The organism is Micromonospora sp. CPCC 205546 (assembly GCF_036902715.1).
Lineage (GTDB): Bacteria > Actinomycetota > Actinomycetes > Mycobacteriales > Micromonosporaceae > Micromonospora.
Map to the genome: position 1 here is coordinate 1 of NZ_JBAKHL010000041.1, position 19,284 is coordinate 19,284.

Here is a 19,284-nt window from a genome sequence, read left to right on the forward strand (position 1 = left end):
CACCCTCGCCCGGGAGCCGGCCCCCGGGACCAGCCCGTAGGCCGCGGCACGGGGAGCGGGGCGCCACGGCCCGGGCCGTGCCGGCCCGGGCCGGCGGCCGGCGTCAGCCCGCGGGAGGGCTCGCGCGGCGGTGGGCGGCGGCGGCGACCGGGCGACGGGCCAGTCCGGCGGGGCTGCGAAACAAACCTTCATTGCCGACGGGTCAACATGTAGACAATATTCGTCGTTCTGTCTATCGTCAGCACCACTTAGCGATGTCCTTCGATTGAAAAGAGGTCGTCAATGGTGCACACCAGACGGTGGGCCGGCATCGCCACGGCGCTGCTGGCGACGGAGCTGCTGGTCGCGGGCACCGCCGCCCACGCCGCCGAGCCCACACCGGATCCGGTGCGGGTGAGCGTCGAGGACGCCGTGGCTGCCAAGCTCCGCGGGCAGGTCCAGGCCTCGGCGGCGGAACACGCCGAACGCGCCGACAGTTCCGAGGCGGAGCACGCCGAGAGCTCCGAGACCCGCGTGACCGTCACCCGCAAGAACGGCACGTGGGCCTTCGGCACGGCCGTGGCCGTCACCGGCCACGAGAAGGACGTCCACCCGACCGGCGCGATCTTCATCGCCCGTGCCGAGGCCGGCACGTGGCGGGTGAACTTCGACGGCGAGGCCGGGTTCAGCGAGCTGGCCGCCGAGTCGCCCCTGGTGAACAAGCAGGAGAAGGCGACCTTCACGCGTACGCCGGGCACCATGCAGGCGGGCGGCGACTACCGCACCGGGATGGCCCTGCCCTTCGCGGTGGGCCAGACGTGGACGCTGACCAGCGGCCCGCACGGCTGGGGCGGCTACGAGGCGCCGTACAGCTCGATCGACCTGGCCGGCGGCGACCAGGTGGTCCGGGCGGCGCGGGCCGGCACGGCGTACACGATGTGCACGGGGTGGATCCGGGTGATCCACGACCGCGGCTACTCGACCGACTACTACCACCTGTGGAGCAGCATCTCGGTCAACGGCGCCGCCGTCGGCCAGGGCGCGTACCTGGGCTACACGGGCACCGACGTCACCTGCGGCGGGGCGGCGTACGGCCGGCACGTCCACTTCGGGCTGCGGCAGAACAGCGCCTACGTCGGCATCGCCGGCCACAGCATCGGCAAGTGGGAGTTCGCCAACGGCGCTGCCGCCTACCAGGGCGGGGCGCGGCACGGCTCGGCCTGGGCCGGCGCCGGCGCCGGCCTCTACAACTACGGGGCGCTGGGCTTCAACCAGGCGGTGGTCGACGCCAACGGTGGGGGCTCGGTGAACAAGCGGTCCGGTCCCGGCACCGGCTATGCCGTGCGGGGATCGGTCGGCGACGGCGCCACGGTCACCGTCTCCTGCTCCGCCAACGGCACCTCCCACGCCGGGCGGTACGGCACCACCGCGCTGTGGAACCGGCTGAGCGACGGCACCTGGGTGTCCGACGCCTACCTGGCCAGCGGGGTGAACGGCCCGATCAACGGTTGGTGCTGACCGGCACCCGACCGGAGCGTCGACGCAGGGGCCGCGCCATCTCGGCGCGGCCCCTGCGCCTCGTGGGGGGCCGGGCGTCGGGCGGGTCAGCCGGGCAGGCCGAACTGGAGCGAGACGTGGACCCGCTCGGTGACCGTCTCCCGCCCGCCGAGGGCGTCGCGGACCTCGGCGGTGAACGCGGCCCGCTCCGGCGGCGAGGGCAACAGGCGGGGTGACATCGCGGAGAAGACGCCGCCGACCATGTCGTGCACGGTGAGCGGCGCGGCGTACTCCACCGACGACTCCACCACCCGGTAGCCGGCGGCGGCGAGGGCGTCCCGGTTGCGCCGGCGGCCGGCGGCGTCGGTCTGGCACGTCGCGGTGACGGGGTGCCCGAGCAGTCCTTCCAGGCATCCGCGCAGGGTCTGGGACCACTCGGCGTCCTGTGACCAGAGCGGTGCGCCGTTGGTGATCACGACGATCCCACCGCCGGGGCGCAGCAGCGGCCGGGTGGCCCGCAACAGCGCCTCGCGGTCCATGAAGTGGATCGCGACGGCGACAGACAGGGCGCCGACCGCCCCGTCGCCCAGCAGCCGGCCCAGGACGGGCAGGTCGGTGTCGGCGCCGAGCAGCCACGCGGCGTTGGTCGCTCCCGCGTCGAGGGCGGCCCGGCGGGCCAACGCCAGCATGTCCGGCTCCGGATCCACGCCGACGACCGTGCCCACCCGGGCGGCGAGCGGCAGGCTCAGCTGGCCGGTGCCGCAGCCGAGGTCGACGACCGTGTCGCCGTCGTCGAGACCGAAGGCCCCGACGACGGCGTCGATCACCTCCGGCGGGTACCCGCGCCGGTGTCTCGCGTAGTACGTGGCCACCTCACCGCTGAAGCCCGCTCCCATGCCGCCAGCCTCCGGTCCCACGGCCCGCGAGGCGAGCGATTCTGCTCAGGGCAGCGCGACCCGGGCCGCCGACGAACCGCCGGGCCGGTCGGCTCGGCCCCGGACTGCGAGGAGGAGGGGCCCCGTGGCTCCGGTCTCCGGCGCGGGAGTGTCCGGGGAGACGACCACGGGGATGGGATGACGGGTGCGGGAGGTGCGCGTCTGCGCGTACGCCGTCGAGGATGCGCAGCTCGCGCGCCGCCGTGACCCGGATGGCACCGGGACGAGGCCGTCCTCCTGCGCGCGACGCGACGGCCTAGAGCCGGTGGCTGACCCAGACGTTGGGCTCGACGTAGACCGCGTGGTCGTGCCTCACGTCGCAGTGCACCGGCGCGAGGGCCCCGGGCACGTGGACCGACCCGCTGGTGTCGAACGGCAGGCCCGTCCAGCGCCGCCAGTCGGCGAGCGTTCCGGTGATCGTCATCGACCGGGGGGCGACGCGTTCGATGCGCCCGCCCGCGCGGACGTGCACCCGCAGCCACGGGTCGACCGGCAGGCCGTCCTCGCGGACCTGCGCCGCGTACTCCTCCATGGGCAGTTCGGGCCGGGTGTGCTTGCGGCTCGGTCGTACGGGCGCGACCAGCGTGTCGTAGCCCAGTTTCGCGACGGCCTCGCGCATGGCGGCGAGCATCACGGCGGACAGCCCGGTGCCCCGGTGGTCCGGCCGGATGCAGATCTCCAGGGCCGAGACCATGTTCGTGTCGGCACCGGTGAGGCGGTCGAGGGTGCAGCGCTGGATCACCCGGTCCCAGCCGCCGTCGGGAAGCTCGGGTTCCGTCCAGCGAAACGGCGCCGCGTACGCCCGGGCGACCGGTCGTGCGGGATCGGCGGGGTCGACGGCGGCGAACACGAACCGGGGATACAGGTCGTGGGCGACGCCGTAGTACAGCGAGCCCATCGGGTCCCACAGCATGAACGGCGGCCACGCCCCGTCGAAGCCCTCGTCGAGCGGACGGGCGAGGTCGGGGCGGTCCGCCAGGCTCACGATGTCGAGGGTCACGGCGGAAACGTAGAGCGCCGGGGCGGCGCGCGCACCTCAGTTTCGGGGGACCCGGGCGGCGCCGTCGGACGCGCAGGTCAGCGGATCCGTCGACGTGTAGACGCCGGCACGGTCGGCCGCCGCCGCTTCGGCAGCCCGTCCGCCGAGGCCTCGTCGACGGGATCTCCGCTGATGAGCAGGCCGTAGCAGAGCGGTGCCGAGACGGCGCGGACGACTTCGGCCGCGTCCGTGCCGGCGGGCAGCTCCGCCCGCTGCACGGCCTGTCCGACGCAGGAGCCCACTCGGCGATGCGTACGGCACAGAAGCGATGCAGCGCCTCGGCGGCACGGGGGTCGCGGGTCGCGGGTCGATGACCGGGGACCGCGGGCGGGAGACGGGCGGCCGCCCGTCTCCCGCCCGCCCGCGGCATCCCTCCGGCAGGCGCCGTCCCAGCCAACCGGGTCGCGTCGCCGAGCGGTGTCGAGCCGGTGACACGTCGGATCCGGGCGCAACCCGTCGTCAGCGCAGCGGGTCGAAGGGGAGCAGCTCCACGGGCTGACCGCCGCCGGTGATCTGCTCGGCGAGCAGTTCGCCGGTGAGCGGACCGAGGGTGATGCCCCACATGCCGTGGCCGCCTGCGGCGAAGACGCGCGGCGACCGGGTCCGGCCGATCAGGGGAAGGCCGTCCGGGGTGCAGGGCCGCGACCCGACCCACTCGTCGGTACGGGCGTCCAGGTCGGCGCCCCGCAGCAGGGGTCGGGCGGCCTCGGCGATGGCCGAGATGCGGCGCCGGTCCAGCGGCGCCTCGGCGCTGCGGAACTCCATCATCCCGGCGACGCGCAGCCGGTCGCCCAGCGGCGTGCAGGCCACGCGCTGGGCGGGGAAGTAGACCGGTCCGGCCGGCAGGTGCTCGATCGCGACGCTGAAGCTGTAGCCGCGGCCGGCCTGCACGACGGTGCGGACGCCGAACCGCCGGGCGAGCTGGCCGAGCCAGGTGCCGGTCGCCAGCACCACCGCGTCGTAGCGCTCGTCGGTGCCGGCGGAGGTGACCACCCGGACCCCGCCCGCCTCGTCGCGGACGTCCACGACGTCCACCCCGGCCACGATCGCCCCGCCCCGCGCCCGCACGGAGTCGGCCAGCGCGTGCACGTACTGCCCCGGGTTGACGTAGCGCTGGTCGTGCAGGCGGATGGCGGCGCCGACCGCGTCCGACAGCGAGGGCTCGACCTCCCGCGCCTCGGCCCCGCTGAGCACGTCGAACTCGATCTCCTGGCCCGCGGAGCGGATGTGCGCCAGCTCGTCGAGCAGGACCGTCCGTTCGGCCTCGGTCCGGTACGCCGCGAGGAACGACTTCGCCTCGTGCGTCGGCGCCGCGACCCCGCCTTCCGTCAGCGCGTCGAACGCCGCCAGCGCCCGTCGGTTCATCGGGATGAAGGCCCGCATCGCGCTCTGCCACTTCGACGGCGTGCTGTGCCGCGCGAAGCCGGCCAGGAACCGCAGCAGCCGGGCGTCCGCGCGCGGCGGCACGTAGACCGGCGAGGACGGGCTCAGCACGGCGCGCACCCCGTAGCGCAGCACAGCCGGCTCCGGCAGCGGAGTGGTGATGCCGGGGGTGAGCCAGCCCGCGTTGCCCCACGACGCGCCCGCCGCCACGCCCGTACGGTCGAGCACGGTGACCCGGACCCCCCGCTCCTGCAGGAACCAGGCGGTGGCCAGCCCGACCATCCCCGCGCCGACGACGGCGACGTGCTGGGGGGCGGGCACTGACTCGACGGGGGACATGTCGTTTTCTCCTTCAGGCGCAACAGGGATTGCGGCCAATCCTGTCCCCGTCGGGCCGAGAGGTCATTGTCCGTTGCGGCCAAGGATCGCCCAGGTCATTGGCCCCGGCGCACAAGAGCGGGGCACAATCGCGGCATGCTCACCGTGGCTGGCGTGGTGGACGCGGCCGGTGCCGCGTTGCTCAAGATCGTCGTTCCCGCCGACGAGGCGGAGGTACGCGACGTGACCCTCGCCGAACTCGACGACGCCACGACCGGCCAGAGCGGGGACCTCGTCCTCGGTGCGGGCGTCGTGACCACGGCCCAGGCCCTCACCGTCGTCGCGCGCTGCCACGAGGCCGGGGCGGCCGGCCTCGTGCTCAAGCCGCCGCTGGCCGCGCACCCGGACGTGACGTCGGCCGCCACCGAGCGGCGACTGACCCTGGTCGAGCTGCAGCGCCACGGCTCGTGGGCCCAGCTCGTCTGGCTGCTCCGCGGGGTCATCGACCGGGCCGTCGCGCCCGGCTCGCCGGAGACCGGGGAACCCGGCGTGTACGACGAGCTGTTCGCCCTCGCCGACGCGACCGCCGCCGTCGTCGACGCGCCGGTGACGATCGAGGACGCCCAGTCCCGGGTGCTCGCGTACTCGTCGCGCCAGGACCGCACCGACCCGGCCCGCGTGTCGACGATCGTCGGCCGTCGGGCCCCCGGCAACGTCATCGCCCACTTCCGTTCCCGGGGCGTCTTCCGCAAGCTCGCGACGGGCAGTGAGTTGATCTTCGTGCCGCAGGGGCCGGACGGGACGTTGCCCCGCCTCATCATCCCCATCCGCGCCGGAGGGGAGCTGCTCGGCTCGATCTGGGCCGTCGTCGAGGGACCGGTGCCGGAGAGGCGGTTGCGCGACCTGCAGGGCACCGCGTCCGTGCTCGCCCTGCACCTGCTGCGCCTGCGCGTGCAGGCCGACGTCGCGCGCCGGGTGTCGGCCGACCGCCTGCGGGCCGTCCTGCGGACCCCCGGCGGGACGGGACGCGAGGAACTGGCGCTGCCCGAGGGACCGTGGCGGGTCGTCGCACTCGGCGCGCACGGCGGGGCAGGGGAGATGGTCGACAACCTCGCCCTGTGGGAGTCGATCAGCCGCCGGCACGGCTGGCGCCAGCCGCTGCTGGCAGACGTGGGGAACGTCCTGTTCGCCGTCCTGGCCGACGAGGGCGCCGCGCCGGGGTCGCGGCGGTGGATGGAGAAGCTGGTCCACGACGTCGCCGCGCACGACCCGGGGCTGTACGCCGCCTCCGGCGGTGTCGCCCGGGACCTGGCGGAGCTGCCGCGGTCGCGCGCCGAGGCGGCGGAGCTGCTCGCGTTGCGCGCCCCGACCGGGCGCCGCAGCCCGGTGCTGCGGTTCGAGGACCAGTGGGCCGAGGTGGTCGTGCACCGGGTGGTCGCCGCGGTGCCCGCCGTCGACCTGCTGGTGGGTGGGCCGCTGCCCGGCCTCGTGGCCCACGACCGGGAGCACGGCACCGACTACGTCGCGACGGTCGCCGCCTGGCTCGACCAGCAGGGCGACCCGAAGAGGGCCGCGCGGCAGCTGCACGTGCATCCCAACACGCTCCGGTACCGGCTACGCCGCCTCACCGAGGTCGTCCCGATCGACCTGGAATCGCCGCGTACGCGGCTGGCGTTGCAGATCCAGCTCGCGGCGCTGAGCCCCACCCTGTCCCCGCCGCGACCGACGGGGTGACAGCCGCCCCCGCAGGGCGGGCCGGGGCAGCGAGCGGACCCGGCGACTCCCCGTCGAGCCGCCCGGCGGCCGCGCGGCCCTGCCCGAGGGCCTCGGCTGGGGCCGGCGGCGGTGCCGGGACCTCGGCCCGCTCAGGCGAGACGGTGGTCCAGCGCGGTGTGGCGGCGCCCGGCGCCGACGGTGCGCACGGCGGCGGCGAGGGCGCGGCGGGAACCGACCAGGACGACGAGCTTCCTGGCGCGGGTGACGGCGGTGTAGAGCAGGTTGCGTTGCAGCATCATCCACGCGCTGGTGGTCAGCGGGATGACGACGGCCGGATACTCGGAGCCCTGCGAGCGGTGGATCGTCATGGCGTACGCGTGGGCGAGTTCGTCGAGTTCGTCGAAGTCGTAGTCGATGCTCTCGTCCTCGTCGGTGCGTACGGTCAGGGTCTGCTCCTCGGGGCTCAAGGCGGTGACGATGCCGACGGTGCCGTTGAAGACGCCGGCCTGGCCCTTGTCGTAGTTGTTGCGGATCTGGGTGACCTTGTCGCCGACGCGGAACACCCGTCCACCCAGGCGGCGCTCGTGCTGCCCCTCGCGGGCCGGGGTGAGCCGCTGCTGGAGCAGCGTGTTCAACGCCGCCGCGCCGGCCGGGCCGCGGTGCATGGGGGTGAGGACCTGGACCTCGCGGCGCGGGTCGAGGCCGAAGCGGGCGGGGATCCGGGCGCAGGCGACGTCCACGGTCAGCGCGGCGGCGGCCTCGGTGTCGTCGCAGGCGAACAGGAAGAAGTCGCTCAGGCCCTCGAGCAGGGGCGGCCTGCCGGCGTTGATGCGGTGGGCGTTGGTGACGACCCCGGACTCCGCGGCCTGGCGGAACACCCGCGTCAGCCGGACCCGGGGGATGGCCGGGGCGGCGAGCAGGTCCCGCAGGACCTCGCCGGCGCCGACGGAGGGGAGCTGGTCGACGTCGCCGACGAGCAGCAGGTGCGCGCCGGGCGGTACGGCCTTGACGAGCTTGTTCGCCAGGATGAGGTCCAGCATGGACGCCTCGTCGACGACGAGCAGGTCGACGTCGAGGGGATTGTCTCGGTCGTGGCTGGCCTCCCCACCGGGGCGCAGCTGCAACAGCCGGTGCACCGTGGCCGCCGGATGCCCGGTCAGCTCCGACAGTCGCTTAGCGGCGCGTCCCGTCGGCGCGACGAGGGTCACCTTGGCCTTCTTCGCGGCGGCGAGTTCGACGATCGAGCGGACGGTGAAGCTCTTGCCGCAGCCGGGCCCGCCGGTCAGTACGGCCACCCGGGAGGTGAGGGCGAGGCGGACCGCCTGCTCCTGCTCGGCGGCCAGCTCGGTGCCGGTGCGGGCCTTCAGCCAGGCCAGTGCCCTGCCCCAGTCGACGCCGGTGAAGTGGGGCAGCCGGTCGGCGCGGTCACGCAGCAGCCGCAGCAGGGACCCGGCGAGGGACTGCTCGGCGCGGTGGAACGGCACCAGGTAGACCGCCGCCGTGGGCTCGCCGTCCGGTCCCGGCAGCGTCTCGCGGACCACCCCCTCCTCGCCGACGAGTTCGTCGAGGCAGGCGGTGACGAGGCCGGCGGGCACATTGAGGATCTTGACCGCGTCGTCGACCAGCCGGGGGTGGGGCAGGTAGCAGTGCCCGTCGTCGGTGGCCTCCGACAGGGTGTGTTGCAGGCCGGCCTTGACCCGCTGCGGGCTGTCGTGCGGGATCCCGACGGCCTGGGCGATGGTGTCCGCGGTCTTGAAGCCGATGCCCCACACGTCGGCCGCCAGCCGGTACGGCTCGTCGCGCACCACCCTGATGGAGGCGTCGCCGTACTGCTTGAAGATCCGCACGGCCAGGGAGGTGGACACGCTGACACCCTGGAGGAAGACCATGACCTCCTTGATGGCCTTCTGCTCCTCCCACGCCGCGGTGATCTTCGCGGTGCGCTTCGGCCCCAGACCGGGCACCTCGACCAGGCGGGCCGGCTCCTCCTCGATGACGCGGAGCGTGTCGAGGCCGAAGTGGGCGACGATCCGCTCGGCGAACACCGGGCCGATGCCCTTGACCAGCCCGGAACCGAGGTAGCGGCGGATGCCCTGGATCGTGGCCGGCAGGACGGTGGTGTACGAGTGCACCTCGAACTGCCGGCCGTACTGCGGGTGCGACGACCACCGGCCGGACAGGCGCAGGCTTTCGCCCGGCTGGGCTCCCAGCAGCGCGCCGACCACCGTGAGTAGGTCGCTGCCGCGGTCGGTGGCCACCCGGGCGACGGTGTAGCCGGTCTCCTCGTTGACGTACGTCAACCGCTCGAGCACCGCGTCCAGCACGGCCGACGGCGGGCGGGTGGGGGCAGTCACCCGCCCATCCTGCCTCCTGCCGACGCGGGGGCGCCGCCGGCCCGGCGGGACGGGTGTCCAACCCGACGCGGCGGGCCGGACCCGGGGCGGCGACGGCGATCCGGGTGCCGGGAACCTGACTGTCGGGCTTCCTCGGTGGCGCCGTACCGGCACGATGGCATCGTGACCGAGCCTGAGAACGTCGGCGCCGATCTGGTCGTGGGCGCTGCCCACGCGGCGGTCGGTCGCATCGCCCCCGAGGAACTTCCGGTCTTCGACGAGGTGGCCGCCGGCTGGCGGCGGCAGCTGTCGAAGGGACACGTGAGCTGGTCCGTCCCGCAGGGTGGGGTCGGCTTCGGCATCGACGTCACCCTGGTCACCGAACTCGTGCTCCAGGTGGTGGCCGCCGCCGTGGGCGAGGTCCTGGTCCTCGGCGCCGCCACCGCCCGGGCCGGCCTGCTGCGTCGCCGTCGCCGCGAGCTGCCCGCCCCGACCGACGCCGGACCGGGCCTGGATCCCGAGCAGGCGCGTCGACTGCGCGAGGCGTGCCACCGGCACGCGCTGGCGCTGGGCCTGGACCCTGGCAGGGCGGAACTGCTCGCCGACGCGGCCGTCGGCGCGATGGTCGATCCGCCGGACGCATGACCGGGCCCGGCGTCGGCGGGACCCACCACGACGGCGGTACGGCCGCGAACGGCACAACTGGCGGCGAGGTCGGCGTCGGCCCCGGCCCACGTCTACCGCCGGACCGGCTCGGCTGGCTCTACGCCCTCGTGCTGGCGTCCCTGATCAGCGTCGGGATCAGCGCGGGTGGGCTCTACTTCCTCGCCGACCGCTCGCTCTCCCGGCCCTGGGCGGCCGCCGTTGACGTCTGCACCCGGGCCCATCCGATCGAGGCGGCGGCGCAGTCGGCCGCCCGCGACCGCTGCCTGGCCGGGCAGTTCCGCCGGCGGGGAGTGGTCATGCTCGCCGGGGCGGGGATCGCGCTGGGCGCGGCGGGGGCGCTCGTCCTGGTCCTGCCGCTGGCCGACCGGCGTCGGCTTCGCCGCCGGCTCACCGTGCCGGGCGCGCAGGAACGCTTCGCCGATCTCTGCGGCCGCAACGGATTGGCCGCCCGGCACCGGCCGAGGCTGGTCGTCGCCGCCCCGCCCGTACGGCAGGCGTACACCACCGGTGGCGTGGTCGGCCGGCCGACGGTGGTGCTCCCGGCGGCCGTCGCGGTGGCCCACGGCGACCCGGCGCGGTTCGACCCCGTGGTGGCGCACGAACTCGCGCACGTCCTCGCCCGGGACGTGGCCTGGGCGTCGGCCGTCCGGGCCCTGATCTGGCTGCCGGTGCCGGCGGTGCTCGCCGCAGGCCTGCTCGAGGTGGCCTTCTTCGGGCCGAACGCCACCTACCTGACGGCCCTCGGCCGGGCGACGGTCGTCGCGGTGTTGACCGCCCTGCTGGCGGCCGGGCTGCTGCGGCGGCGCGAGCGGGAAGCCGACCGGTACGCCGCCAGTGCCGGCCACGCCGAGCGTCTGGCCGCTCTGCTGCGCGCCGGGACGGCGGGTCCCACGCGACGGCGTCGGCTGCTCGCCCGACATCCGGATCCGGCGACCCGGGCGGCGGCGCTGGGCCGGCCGGCGGACCCGCCGGGCGGCCTGACCCACGGGCTGGCGGTCGGCGCGGTCGCGATGCTGGCGACGGGCGCCGCCGACGCCCTGGTGCGTGACCTCTTCCTGACCGCGCAGGCGGCCGTGGGCCCGCCCGTCGCGGTCTGTGTCGGCGCCGTCCTGCTGAGCCTCGGACTGCTGCCCGCGCTGGTCCGCCGGGCCGCCGCCGGGCCGGCCGGCTGGTGGCGACCCGTTCTCGGCGCGGCCATCGGCTTCGCCGTGACGGCGTTCCTCGCCACCGCACTGCCGGTTCCGGGCAGCTCGGGCGTCTCTGCCCGGCCGGACGTCTCCGTCGCGCTGCTCGTCGCCGCGCTCGCGGGGCCACTCGCCGCGTCGGTGGCCGGCCTCTGCGTGCTGCTGGCACGACTGGTGGTCGCCCGCCGGCCCGGGTCGGTCGGCTGGCGTACGGCCACCTACCTGGTGGCGGCCGCCGCCGGTGTCGCGGTCCTCTGGCCGTTGCCGGCGCTGGCGTCCGTGCCGACCGACGGCCACGCGGCCCGCAACTGGCTGGTCTTCGCGCTGCCCCGCAGCGGTTGGCCGCTGCTCGCGCTGCTGGTACCGGTGCTGGTCGGCCTGCTGCTGCGCGGGGCCGGGCAGGGGCGCCGACGCCCGCCGCGCCGGTGGGACCGGGGGGTCGTGGCGGCGGTCCTGACCGCCGTGCTGATCGGTGCCGGAGCCGCCGTGTGGCGGACCGAGCTGTTCCCGCCGCACACTCTGGCCGAGGCGAACCGGCAGGCCCAACAGCGCTGGCTGCTCTGCGCGCTCACCGGCTGGGCGGTCCTGGTGGTACTCGCGCTCGGCCGCCGCGCCGGTGTCGGCCGGGCGCTGACCGCCGGCTGGGCGGCCGGCACGGCGGCGGCGCTGTTGCAGTACGCACACGCCCTGGCGACCGGACGGGCGGACGGGTGGGACACCGCCGAGGCGCACCTGCTGGCCCCGCTGGCCTGGCTGGGCCACCTCGTCGCGGTCACCCTGCCGTTCCTGGTGTCCCGGCCGGCCGTGCCCGGACCGGCCCCGTCCTCGCCGGGCGGCGCCCGGGCGCCCGTCGCGGCGGTCGCGGTGCTGGCGGCCCTGCTCGCGGTGGCGGTGCTCGGGCCGGGGATCCCCGGGACGTACGCCCCGTTTCCGGTTGCCGGTCGGACCGGAGCCGCGGCGGCGTCGACGGCTCCGGTCGACCCGCCGGCGCCCGATGCCACCCCGGGGCCCACGCGGTCCGCGCCGGGGCGGGCCCACCCCCGCCGACCGGTCACCCCGGCGGAGGGCCGCCGGGGGGCCGGCGCGGTCGGGGCGGTGCTGCCCCGGGGCTGGCGGGTGCCACCCGACCGGGCTGAAGGCGGCGGCTCCCGGATAGACCCGTCGGCCTGCCGGCCCCTGGCCGAGGACTCCTACCTGGACCGGCTCGGCGGCGCCGAACGGGTCCGGGAGCGGGCCCGCTACGCCACGGCGCCCGGCCTGACCGCCACCGCGTCGGCCGAACTGGTGATCGAGATCAGGTCCCACGCCGAACCGGTGCCCGCCTCGGTGCTCGCGGAGGCGGAGTCGGCGCGCCGGGCCTGCCCCCGCTTCACCGCCCGGGGCACGGACGGCGCGGCGGTGCGGTTCGCGGTCGACGCGCAGCCGCCACCCGCGCTCGGCGAGCAGTCCTGGCGGGTGGACTACCGGCTGAGCGCGGGCAGCGGACGGGCCCGGATCACCGGGCGGTCGGCCTTTGTGATCGTCCGGGCGGGACACAACCTGGTGACCGTCTACGCCAACGCCGTTTCGGAGCCCCTGGACGAGCGGCTGCTCGGTGCGGCGGTCGAGGCCGCGGTGGCGGGACTGGGCGACTGACCGACCTGGGCGTTGGCGCGGCCGGCGCGCGTCCGGTCCTCACGGCGCCCAGGGCGCGGCGACGTTCCAGGTGCTGTCCGCGCTCCAGAGGGTGGGCGTGTCGTAGGCCGTGCCGCCGGCGCCGTCGCTGAGCCACACCTCGGAGTTGAAGTGGCGCAGGAACGAGCCCCGGAAGTTGTACGACTCCAGCGAGACCCCGCTACCGGTCAGCCCGGTGCGGGCGCACCAGGTGGCGTCGGCGCGCATCAGCGCCGAGCCGTCGTTCGGCGAGTTGCGGACCCGGGACTCGGCGTGCCGGAGGTACTGCCCCGGGAAGTTGACCGACTCGAAGGAGTAGCAGCTTGCGTCGGCCAGCCCCGCCCGGATCGTGTAGGTGGCGTCGTTCTTGAGCAGCGCCGTGCTGCCCGCGTCGACGATCTCGGTGTAGGCGAGGCTGTCGCGGTGCCGCAGGTACCTCCCCATGTGTCCGGGCGTGGTCACCTGCAACGACCGTCGTGTGTTCAGCGGCAGCGCCACCGGCTGGTTGTCGCCGAGCGACCTGGAGGCGTCGATGAGCGCCTGGTTCGCCGCCCGGACCCGGGACTCGACCATCTTGACGATCCGGCGGTCGTAGGTGAGGAAGCCGTTCAACTCGCCTTCGAGGTCGGTGATCTCGGTGTACACCGAGGCGCTGAGGCCCTTGCCGAGCATCAGGTTCCGGGTGCCCTGCACCAGCCCGACGTACCGGTCGGTCAGGGCGGTGGAGTTCGGCTGCCACTCGTAGGCGAAGAAGCTGCCGCTGGGGCTGTACTCGTGCCCCGGCGTCCGCAGGCCCAGGCCGCCGAACTCACCGAGCACGGCGATCCGGGAGGCCGACGGGCTCGGCGACGCGGGGCCGAGGTAGGCGTGCCAGTCGTCGATGTCACCGTTGCCCGGGTCGCCCAGGGACTGGCAGCAGTTGTGGCCGCTGTGCACGTTCACCAGGCGCGTCGGGTCCTGGTTGTTCACGTTCTGCCCGACCCGCCGGGTGTCGGCGAGCGCGCGCTCGCCCCAGCCCTCGTTGTAGACGGTGTACGCGACCACCGCCGGGCTGCTGCGGTGCTCGTCGACGACCTCCCGCGCCTCGGCCTCGAACTGCGCCTGCTGGGCGTCGTCGGCGTTGACGTCCTGCGCGGTCAAGGACGGGACGTCCTGCCACACCAGCAGGCCGAGGCGGTCGGCGTGGTAGAACCACCGCTGCGGTTCGACCTTGATGTGCTTACGGACCATGTTGAACCCGAGGTCCTTGTGTTTCTGCAGGTCGAAGGCGAGCGCCGCGTCGGTGGGGGCGGTGTAGAGCCCGTCCGGCCAGTACCCCTGGTCGAGGGTGCCCGCCTGGAACACGAACTGGCCGTTGAGCTTCGGACGCAGCACCCCGCCGACCATCCCGGTGCTGATCTCCCGCATCCCGAAGTAGTGCGTCGTCCGGTCCGTCCGGGCGCCGCCCGGGTCGCGCAGCGTCACCCGTAGGCCGTAGAGGAACGGATCGTCCGGGGACCACCGGCGGGCGTTCGGCACCGGCACGCTGAATTCGGTGAAGCCACCGGCGGCAGAGCCGACCACCGTGGTCCCGTCCAGCGCCTCGGCCAGCACACTGTGCCCGGCGACGTTCCCCCGGGTGAACACCCGCACCCGTAGCGTGTTGCTGGACAGGTTCGGGTACACGTCGACGCGGCTGATCGACGCGGTCGGCACCGGCTCCAACCAGACGGTCTGCCAGATGCCGGAGTTCGGGGTGTAGAAGATCCCGCCCGGGCTCTTGGTCTGCTTGCCGATCGGCGGCAGGCTGCCGTCCTGACGGCTGTCCGTCGGATCCCACACCTTCACCACGATCTCGTTCGTGCCACCGTTCAGATGCGGTGTGACGTCGAACGTGAAGGCGTCGTAGCCCCCGCTGTGCCCACCGACCTGAGCGCCGTTGACCCACACGGTGGCCTGCCAGTCGACCGCTCCGAAGTGCAGCAGCGTCCGGCGTCCGGACCAGTCGGCCGGCACGGTGAAGGTGCGCCGGTAGAACAGGTAGTGGCGGTTGTCGTTCGCGGCGCGCTGCACGCCGGACAGGGCGCTCTCCACCGGGAACGGCACGTTCACCCGCTCGGGGAGGTTCGTGCCGAACTGCGGGGCGTCGTTGGTGGCGGACTGGCGGAGTTGCCACTCACCGTTGAGGTTGAGCCAGTCGGGCCGGGTCATCTGCGGTCGCGGGTATTCCGGCAGGGGCGTGCCGGTGAGGGCCTGGCTGGTCCACGGCGTGGTCAGTGGGGGCGTCTTCGCGGGGGCCGCCCGGGCCGGGGACACCGGCGCGAGCAGGGCGGCCAGCAGGGTGAGGGCGGCCGTGAGCGGCAGGGTGCGGATGCGGGCGCGACGTGTCATGCCGTCTCCGATGTGGACGGGTCGGCGCGGGCGCGGGGACGCGCCCGTGCGACGGGACGGGGGCTCTCCGGGATCGGGCGTACGGCGGTGTAGGCCGGGGCAGGACGACCCGCGCGGGCCGTCCTGCCGCGGGTGGCGCGGTCAGCTCAGCGGCTCGACCCAGATGTTGCGGTAGTGGACGTTGAGGCCGGGGTCGCCGTGGTCCTGCAGCCGGATCGGCCCGACGGAGGGACCCTCCGGGGCGCCGTTGCCCGTGGGCCCGTTGATCACCGCGTTGTCGTGGACGGTGACGCCGTTCCACACGACCGTGACCCGGGCGTTCTCCGTCTTGGCTCCGGCACTGTCGAAGCGGGCCGCGCGGAAGGTGACGTCGTAGGTCTGCCACGTCTCCGGGGCGGTGGCCGCGTTGACCGACGGCGCGATCTTTCCGTAGATGGCGCCACCCTCGTCGTTGGCCGGGGTGGTGTCGCCGAAGGAGTCCAGGACCTGGAGCTCGTAGCGGTCCTGCAGGTAGATCCCGCTGTTCGCGCGGGCCTGACCGGTGACGTCCGGCGGGAGGTTGGGCAGCCAGAACTCGACGTGCAGCCGGAAGTCGCCGAAGCTCCGCCGGCTGCGGATGTCGCCGCCGAGAACCTCCACCCCGCCCTTGGCCAGCGGCCACGTCGCGGGGGTGCCGTTGGCGGACTCGAAGTTGTCGAGGCTGGACCCGTCGAGGAGCGTGACCCGGCCGGTGTCGACTCCGGAGCCGTGGGCTTCGAACTCGTAGATCCGGGCCGCGTTGTCGGTGGTGCTGGTGGGCTTGGTGACGTTGAGTCGGACGTATCTGGCCTGGGTGGGGGAGACGTCGTGGGTGGTGGTGCTGGCGGTGTTGGCGGTGACGTTGGTCGTCGTCGTCCACGTCGTGCCGTCGGTGCTGGTCTGGATGGTGAAGTCGCGGGTGTTCCAGGCGGTGTCCTCGCCGCCGGCGCCGGCGTGCCTGACGACGAAGCGGCTGACGCTCTGGGTGGCGCCGAGGTCGACCCGCAGCCACCTGCTCGTGCCCGACGAGCACCACTTGTCGCTGTTCCCGCCGGTCACGCTGCCGTTCACAGCCTTCGCCGGGCCCTCGGTGGCCGAACACGAACTGTCGGCCGTCGCCGCCCTGCCCAGCGCGAGGTTCATGGTGGCGGCCTGCCCACCGTAGGCCTCGAACTCGTAGATCCGGGCCGCGTTGTCGGTGGTGCTGGTGGGCTTGGTGACGTTGAGTCGGACGTATCTGGCCTGGGTGGGGGAGACGTCGTGGGTGGTGGTGCTGGCGGTGTTGGCGGTGACGTTGGTCGTCGTCGTCCACGTCGTGCCGTCGGTGCTGGTCTGGATGGTGAAGTCGCGGGTGTTCCAGGCGGTGTTCTCCCCGCCGGCGCCGGCGTGCCTGACGACGAAGCGGCTGACGCTCTGGGTGGCGCCGAGGTCGACCCGCAGCCACTTGTTCGTGCCCGTCGAACACCACTTGTCGAGGTTGCCGCTGGTGACCGTTCCGTTGACGGCCTTGGCCGGGCGCTCGGTGGCCGAGCAGGAACTGTCGGCCGTCGCCGCCCTGCCCAGCGCGAGGTTCACGGGCGGCTGCTGACCCGGGATGGCGTTGAGCGTGTACCACGCCTCGGTGCTCCACAGCGACTGACCGTTGCTGGCCGCGAACGGCCTGGGCGATCGGATGTGCACCACCCGACCGGGCTTGAGGCCGTTGATCACGAGCGTGACCGTCCTGCCGTCCTGCGACAGGCTGGCCGACGAGACCGGCAGGCTCTCCTCGTCGATCTTCGGCCCGCCGTACGCGGCCGTCGCCACGTAGCGCCACTGCTTCACCCGGTACCTGGTGGCCAGCGCCGTGGCGGTCGCCGCCGACAGCGGCTGGGTGTACTCGATCTCGAAGCCGTTGGGCAGCGCCCGCATCGCCCGCATGTCGAAGTGGTTGGCGCCGTTCGGGGCGATCTTCTGCAGGCCGTAACTGAGCTTGCCGTCCTGCCCCCAGTTTCCGCCGCCGTGCAGGCCGCCGGTGTAGATGGCGCCGTCGGGGCCGACGCTCACCTCGGACACCCCCGCCTCCAGGCCCTGGGTCATCCGGAACAGCGCACCCTGGTACTCGCCATTGACCTTCTCCAGGTAGGCGCGCTGGAGCCCGCCGTAGGTCACGTCGCCGATGACCATCTGCCCGGCGAAGGCGCCCTGGGTCAGCATGACCGGGGTGCTGGGCGAGTTGCCGATCTCGTTCTGCGGCATCCAGAGCACCGGCTGGACGACCGGGTTGTCGTCGAACGGCCCGGGCGGATTCATGTAGTGGTTGAAGAAGCGCCCCTGCTTGACGTGCACGAGCTTCGACGACGGCAGCCAGCCACCCTGGTTGTCGGTGACGAAGATGCCACCCTCGGGGCCCCAGCCGATGCCGTGGGGCGTACGCAGGCCGCCGGCCACGTAGTCGATCGCGCCGGTGCTCCGGTTCACCCTGACGGTCGTGCCCCGGTTCGGCGCCGGTTGCGGGTCGGTCGTGGCCCCACCGTAGTTGATGGACACCGAGAGGTTGAGGTAGAAGTACCCGTCCCGGTAGAGCAGGCCGAAGCCGAACTCGTGGAAGTTGCTGCCGAACGGCCAGGTGGCCACGGTGCGGTACTGGTCGGTCACCCCGTCGCCGTTGGTGTCGTTGAGCTCGGTGAGCTTCGCCTTCTCCGCGACGTAGATCTTGCCGTCGACGATCTTGAGTCCCATCGGCTCCTGCAGCCCGCTCGCCACCCGCTGCCGGGTCACCTGCGCGGGGCTGGTGGTGCCGGTGACGTTGCCCAGGATCCACACCTCGCCCACGCTGGTCAGGGAACCACCCCAGGTGGCCACGGCCAGGCGGCCGTCGGGGAACCAGTCGAACCCGGTCACCTGCGGCTGGAAGCCGCTCGGGCGCAGGTCGGTCAGGGTGTAGTTGGGGTGCACCGAGGTGAGCGGCAGCCCGTCGCCGGGGGAGTCGCCATTGGCCTCGCACTCCTTGCGGCCGGGTGCGGTCACCCGGACGACGCCGGCGTCGGTGCTCAGCGCGGAGTTCGGCACGTCCACGAACGCGCTGGAGCCCGGTGGCTGCCACTGCAACGTGAGCTGCTGGCCGCCCGTACGCTCGAAGTGCTCGATGCGCAGGGAGTGGGTTCCGACGGTCAGGTCGACCGCGCCGTCCTTCGGCGCCGGGCCGTGCGCGCCGTCGTGGTCGACGATCAGCGTGTCGTCGATCAGCAGGCGTGACCCGTCGTCGCTGATCAGCCGGAAGGTGTAGCGCCCGGCCTGGGTGACGTTGACGTTGCCGAGGACGTGGACCAGGAACTGGTCCTCGATGCCGAAGTCGGCCGCGGTCGTCCAGTTGATCGTCGGCATGAGCTTGTCGACGTTCGGGGTCTGGCCGGCCTTGAGGGTGCAGAGTCTCTCCAGCGGCACCTGCAGGTCGAAGACGCGCAGGGTGACGCCGGGTTCCTGCGGGGGCGCAGCGGCGGCCGCGCCCGGCGGGGACAGCCACAGGCCGGTGACCGCCATCACCGCGGCGATGGCGCTCGCGATGGGCACGCGTGCTCGTCGGGACGGTCCGGGCATTCTTCTCCTCCAGGGGAGCGGGACAACGACGTACGTCGTCGACGCGGCGCTCGGGCTCAGCGGCGGGCCCGGACATCGAACGGACATCGTTGTCATGTCCTGATGGTTGGCCTGGCACGCCGCTGCCTGGTCAGGCAAACATTATGATTCTTAAATCTAAATGTCTAGATGTTTGCGCGAGATCGTCTCAACTTTTGTCCGGACGATCAAAAGTCCCGGACGCCGCCCGGCGCCACCGCCGGCCCCGGTGCGGTGCGTCGGCCGAGCGCCGGTCGACGCCGCACCGTCTGCGACGGGGACGCGGGAGAGGTAGGCTGTGGGAGCGGGTACGCGTGGCCGAGGCCACGCCCAGACCACCCGCCACCTTCCCGGCCTGCGGCTGCCAGCGAATCCGTTCTGCGCCGCCCTGCGAAATCTTGGAGTACGTGTTGGCAGATATGACGCCGCCCACCCTGAACCCCTTCGAGTCGGCAGGAGACGCGCACCCCGACCGCGAACGCGCTCAGGCGGTGGACGTCAGCGCGGACGCGATGACCCGCATGCGCAGCCCGTTCGTCTCCCGGGACACCGATCGCGCCTGCGCCGACGAGGCCGACCGCCACTAGGCGCACGGG

General features: G+C 73.8%; 12 protein-coding genes. 5 read left to right on the top strand and 7 right to left on the bottom strand.

What is annotated here, in order from left to right; translation table 11 throughout:
• Positions 1-282 precede the first annotated feature (282 nt).
• Positions 283-1,497, top strand: a complete 1,215-nt coding sequence (locus V6U77_RS19445; RefSeq protein ID WP_334607749.1) for a peptidoglycan DD-metalloendopeptidase family protein — start codon at positions 283-285, stop codon at positions 1,495-1,497.
• Between the two features lie 86 nt (positions 1,498-1,583).
• Here V6U77_RS19445 and V6U77_RS19450 read toward each other — a convergent pair whose 3' ends face one another.
• The 4 genes from V6U77_RS19450 to V6U77_RS19465 form a co-directional block, all read right to left on the bottom strand.
• Positions 1,584-2,372, bottom strand: coding sequence for a class I SAM-dependent methyltransferase (locus V6U77_RS19450; RefSeq protein WP_334607750.1), 789 nt, complete (start codon positions 2,370-2,372; stop codon positions 1,584-1,586).
• Positions 2,373-2,667: 295 nt separating this feature from the next.
• Positions 2,668-3,411 (bottom strand): N-acetyltransferase, encoded by a 744-nt coding sequence (locus V6U77_RS19455; protein ID WP_334607751.1) that lies wholly within the window; start codon positions 3,409-3,411, stop codon positions 2,668-2,670.
• Between the two features lie 77 nt (positions 3,412-3,488).
• Positions 3,489-3,692 (bottom strand): TetR/AcrR family transcriptional regulator C-terminal ligand-binding domain-containing protein, encoded by a 204-nt coding sequence (locus V6U77_RS19460; protein WP_334607752.1) that lies wholly within the window; start codon positions 3,690-3,692, stop codon positions 3,489-3,491.
• Positions 3,693-3,909: 217 nt separating this feature from the next.
• Complete coding sequence (locus V6U77_RS19465; RefSeq protein WP_334607753.1) at positions 3,910-5,172, bottom strand: NAD(P)/FAD-dependent oxidoreductase; 1,263 nt, start codon at positions 5,170-5,172, stop codon at positions 3,910-3,912.
• Positions 5,173-5,307: 135 nt separating this feature from the next.
• Here V6U77_RS19465 and V6U77_RS19470 point away from each other — a divergent pair, with 135 nt between their 5' ends.
• A complete protein-coding gene (locus V6U77_RS19470; RefSeq protein WP_334607754.1) occupies positions 5,308-6,885 on the top strand; it encodes a helix-turn-helix domain-containing protein in 1,578 nt (525 codons plus the stop codon).
• Positions 6,886-7,016: 131 nt separating this feature from the next.
• Here the strand turns inward: V6U77_RS19470 and recD2 are convergent, their stop codons facing one another.
• On the bottom strand, positions 7,017-9,221 hold the full coding sequence (gene recD2 / locus V6U77_RS19475) for an SF1B family DNA helicase RecD2 (protein WP_334607755.1): 2,205 nt from the start codon (positions 9,219-9,221) through the stop codon (positions 7,017-7,019).
• A 162-nt stretch (positions 9,222-9,383) separates the two neighbouring features.
• Between recD2 and V6U77_RS19480 the strand changes: the two genes are divergently transcribed.
• Both V6U77_RS19480 and V6U77_RS19485 read left to right on the top strand, forming a co-directional pair.
• Entirely contained in the window at positions 9,384-9,845 is a 462-nt protein-coding gene (locus tag V6U77_RS19480) for a hypothetical protein (RefSeq protein ID WP_334607756.1), read from the top strand.
• On the top strand, positions 9,842-12,685 hold the full coding sequence (locus V6U77_RS19485) for a M48 family metalloprotease (RefSeq protein ID WP_334607757.1): 2,844 nt from the start codon (positions 9,842-9,844) through the stop codon (positions 12,683-12,685). The genes V6U77_RS19480 and V6U77_RS19485 overlap by 4 nt, the downstream gene beginning before the upstream one ends.
• A gap of 39 nt (positions 12,686-12,724) precedes the next feature.
• On the opposite strand, the gene V6U77_RS19490 is transcribed toward V6U77_RS19485, so the two are convergent.
• Together V6U77_RS19490 and V6U77_RS19495 are read right to left on the bottom strand one after the other, a co-directional pair.
• Positions 12,725-15,073: an AbfB domain-containing protein gene (locus tag V6U77_RS19490; RefSeq protein ID WP_334607759.1), complete on the bottom strand. Its 2,349-nt coding sequence runs from the start codon at positions 15,071-15,073 to the stop codon at positions 12,725-12,727.
• Between the two features lie 141 nt (positions 15,074-15,214).
• Entirely contained in the window at positions 15,215-18,613 is a 3,399-nt protein-coding gene (locus V6U77_RS19495; protein ID WP_442934463.1) for a discoidin domain-containing protein, read from the bottom strand.
• Positions 18,614-19,107: 494 nt separating this feature from the next.
• Here V6U77_RS19495 and V6U77_RS19500 point away from each other — a divergent pair, with 494 nt between their 5' ends.
• On the top strand, positions 19,108-19,275 hold the full coding sequence (locus V6U77_RS19500) for a hypothetical protein (RefSeq protein ID WP_334607764.1): 168 nt from the start codon (positions 19,108-19,110) through the stop codon (positions 19,273-19,275).
• Positions 19,276-19,284 lie beyond the last annotated feature (9 nt).

Coding starts and splice junctions, on each gene's coding strand:
- V6U77_RS19445 (WP_334607749.1), top strand. CDS start 283: ATGGTGCACACCAGACGGTGGGCCGGCATCGCCACGGCGCTGCTGGCG.
- V6U77_RS19450 (WP_334607750.1), bottom strand. CDS start 2,372: ATGGGAGCGGGCTTCAGCGGTGAGGTGGCCACGTACTACGCGAGACAC.
- V6U77_RS19465 (WP_334607753.1), bottom strand. CDS start 5,172: ATGTCCCCCGTCGAGTCAGTGCCCGCCCCCCAGCACGTCGCCGTCGTC.
- V6U77_RS19470 (WP_334607754.1), top strand. CDS start 5,308: ATGCTCACCGTGGCTGGCGTGGTGGACGCGGCCGGTGCCGCGTTGCTC.
- V6U77_RS19485 (WP_334607757.1), top strand. CDS start 9,842: ATGACCGGGCCCGGCGTCGGCGGGACCCACCACGACGGCGGTACGGCC.
- V6U77_RS19490 (WP_334607759.1), bottom strand. CDS start 15,073: ATGACACGTCGCGCCCGCATCCGCACCCTGCCGCTCACGGCCGCCCTC.
- V6U77_RS19495 (WP_442934463.1), bottom strand. CDS start 18,613: ATGGCGGTCACCGGCCTGTGGCTGTCCCCGCCGGGCGCGGCCGCCGCT.
- V6U77_RS19500 (WP_334607764.1), top strand. CDS start 19,108: ATGACGCCGCCCACCCTGAACCCCTTCGAGTCGGCAGGAGACGCGCAC.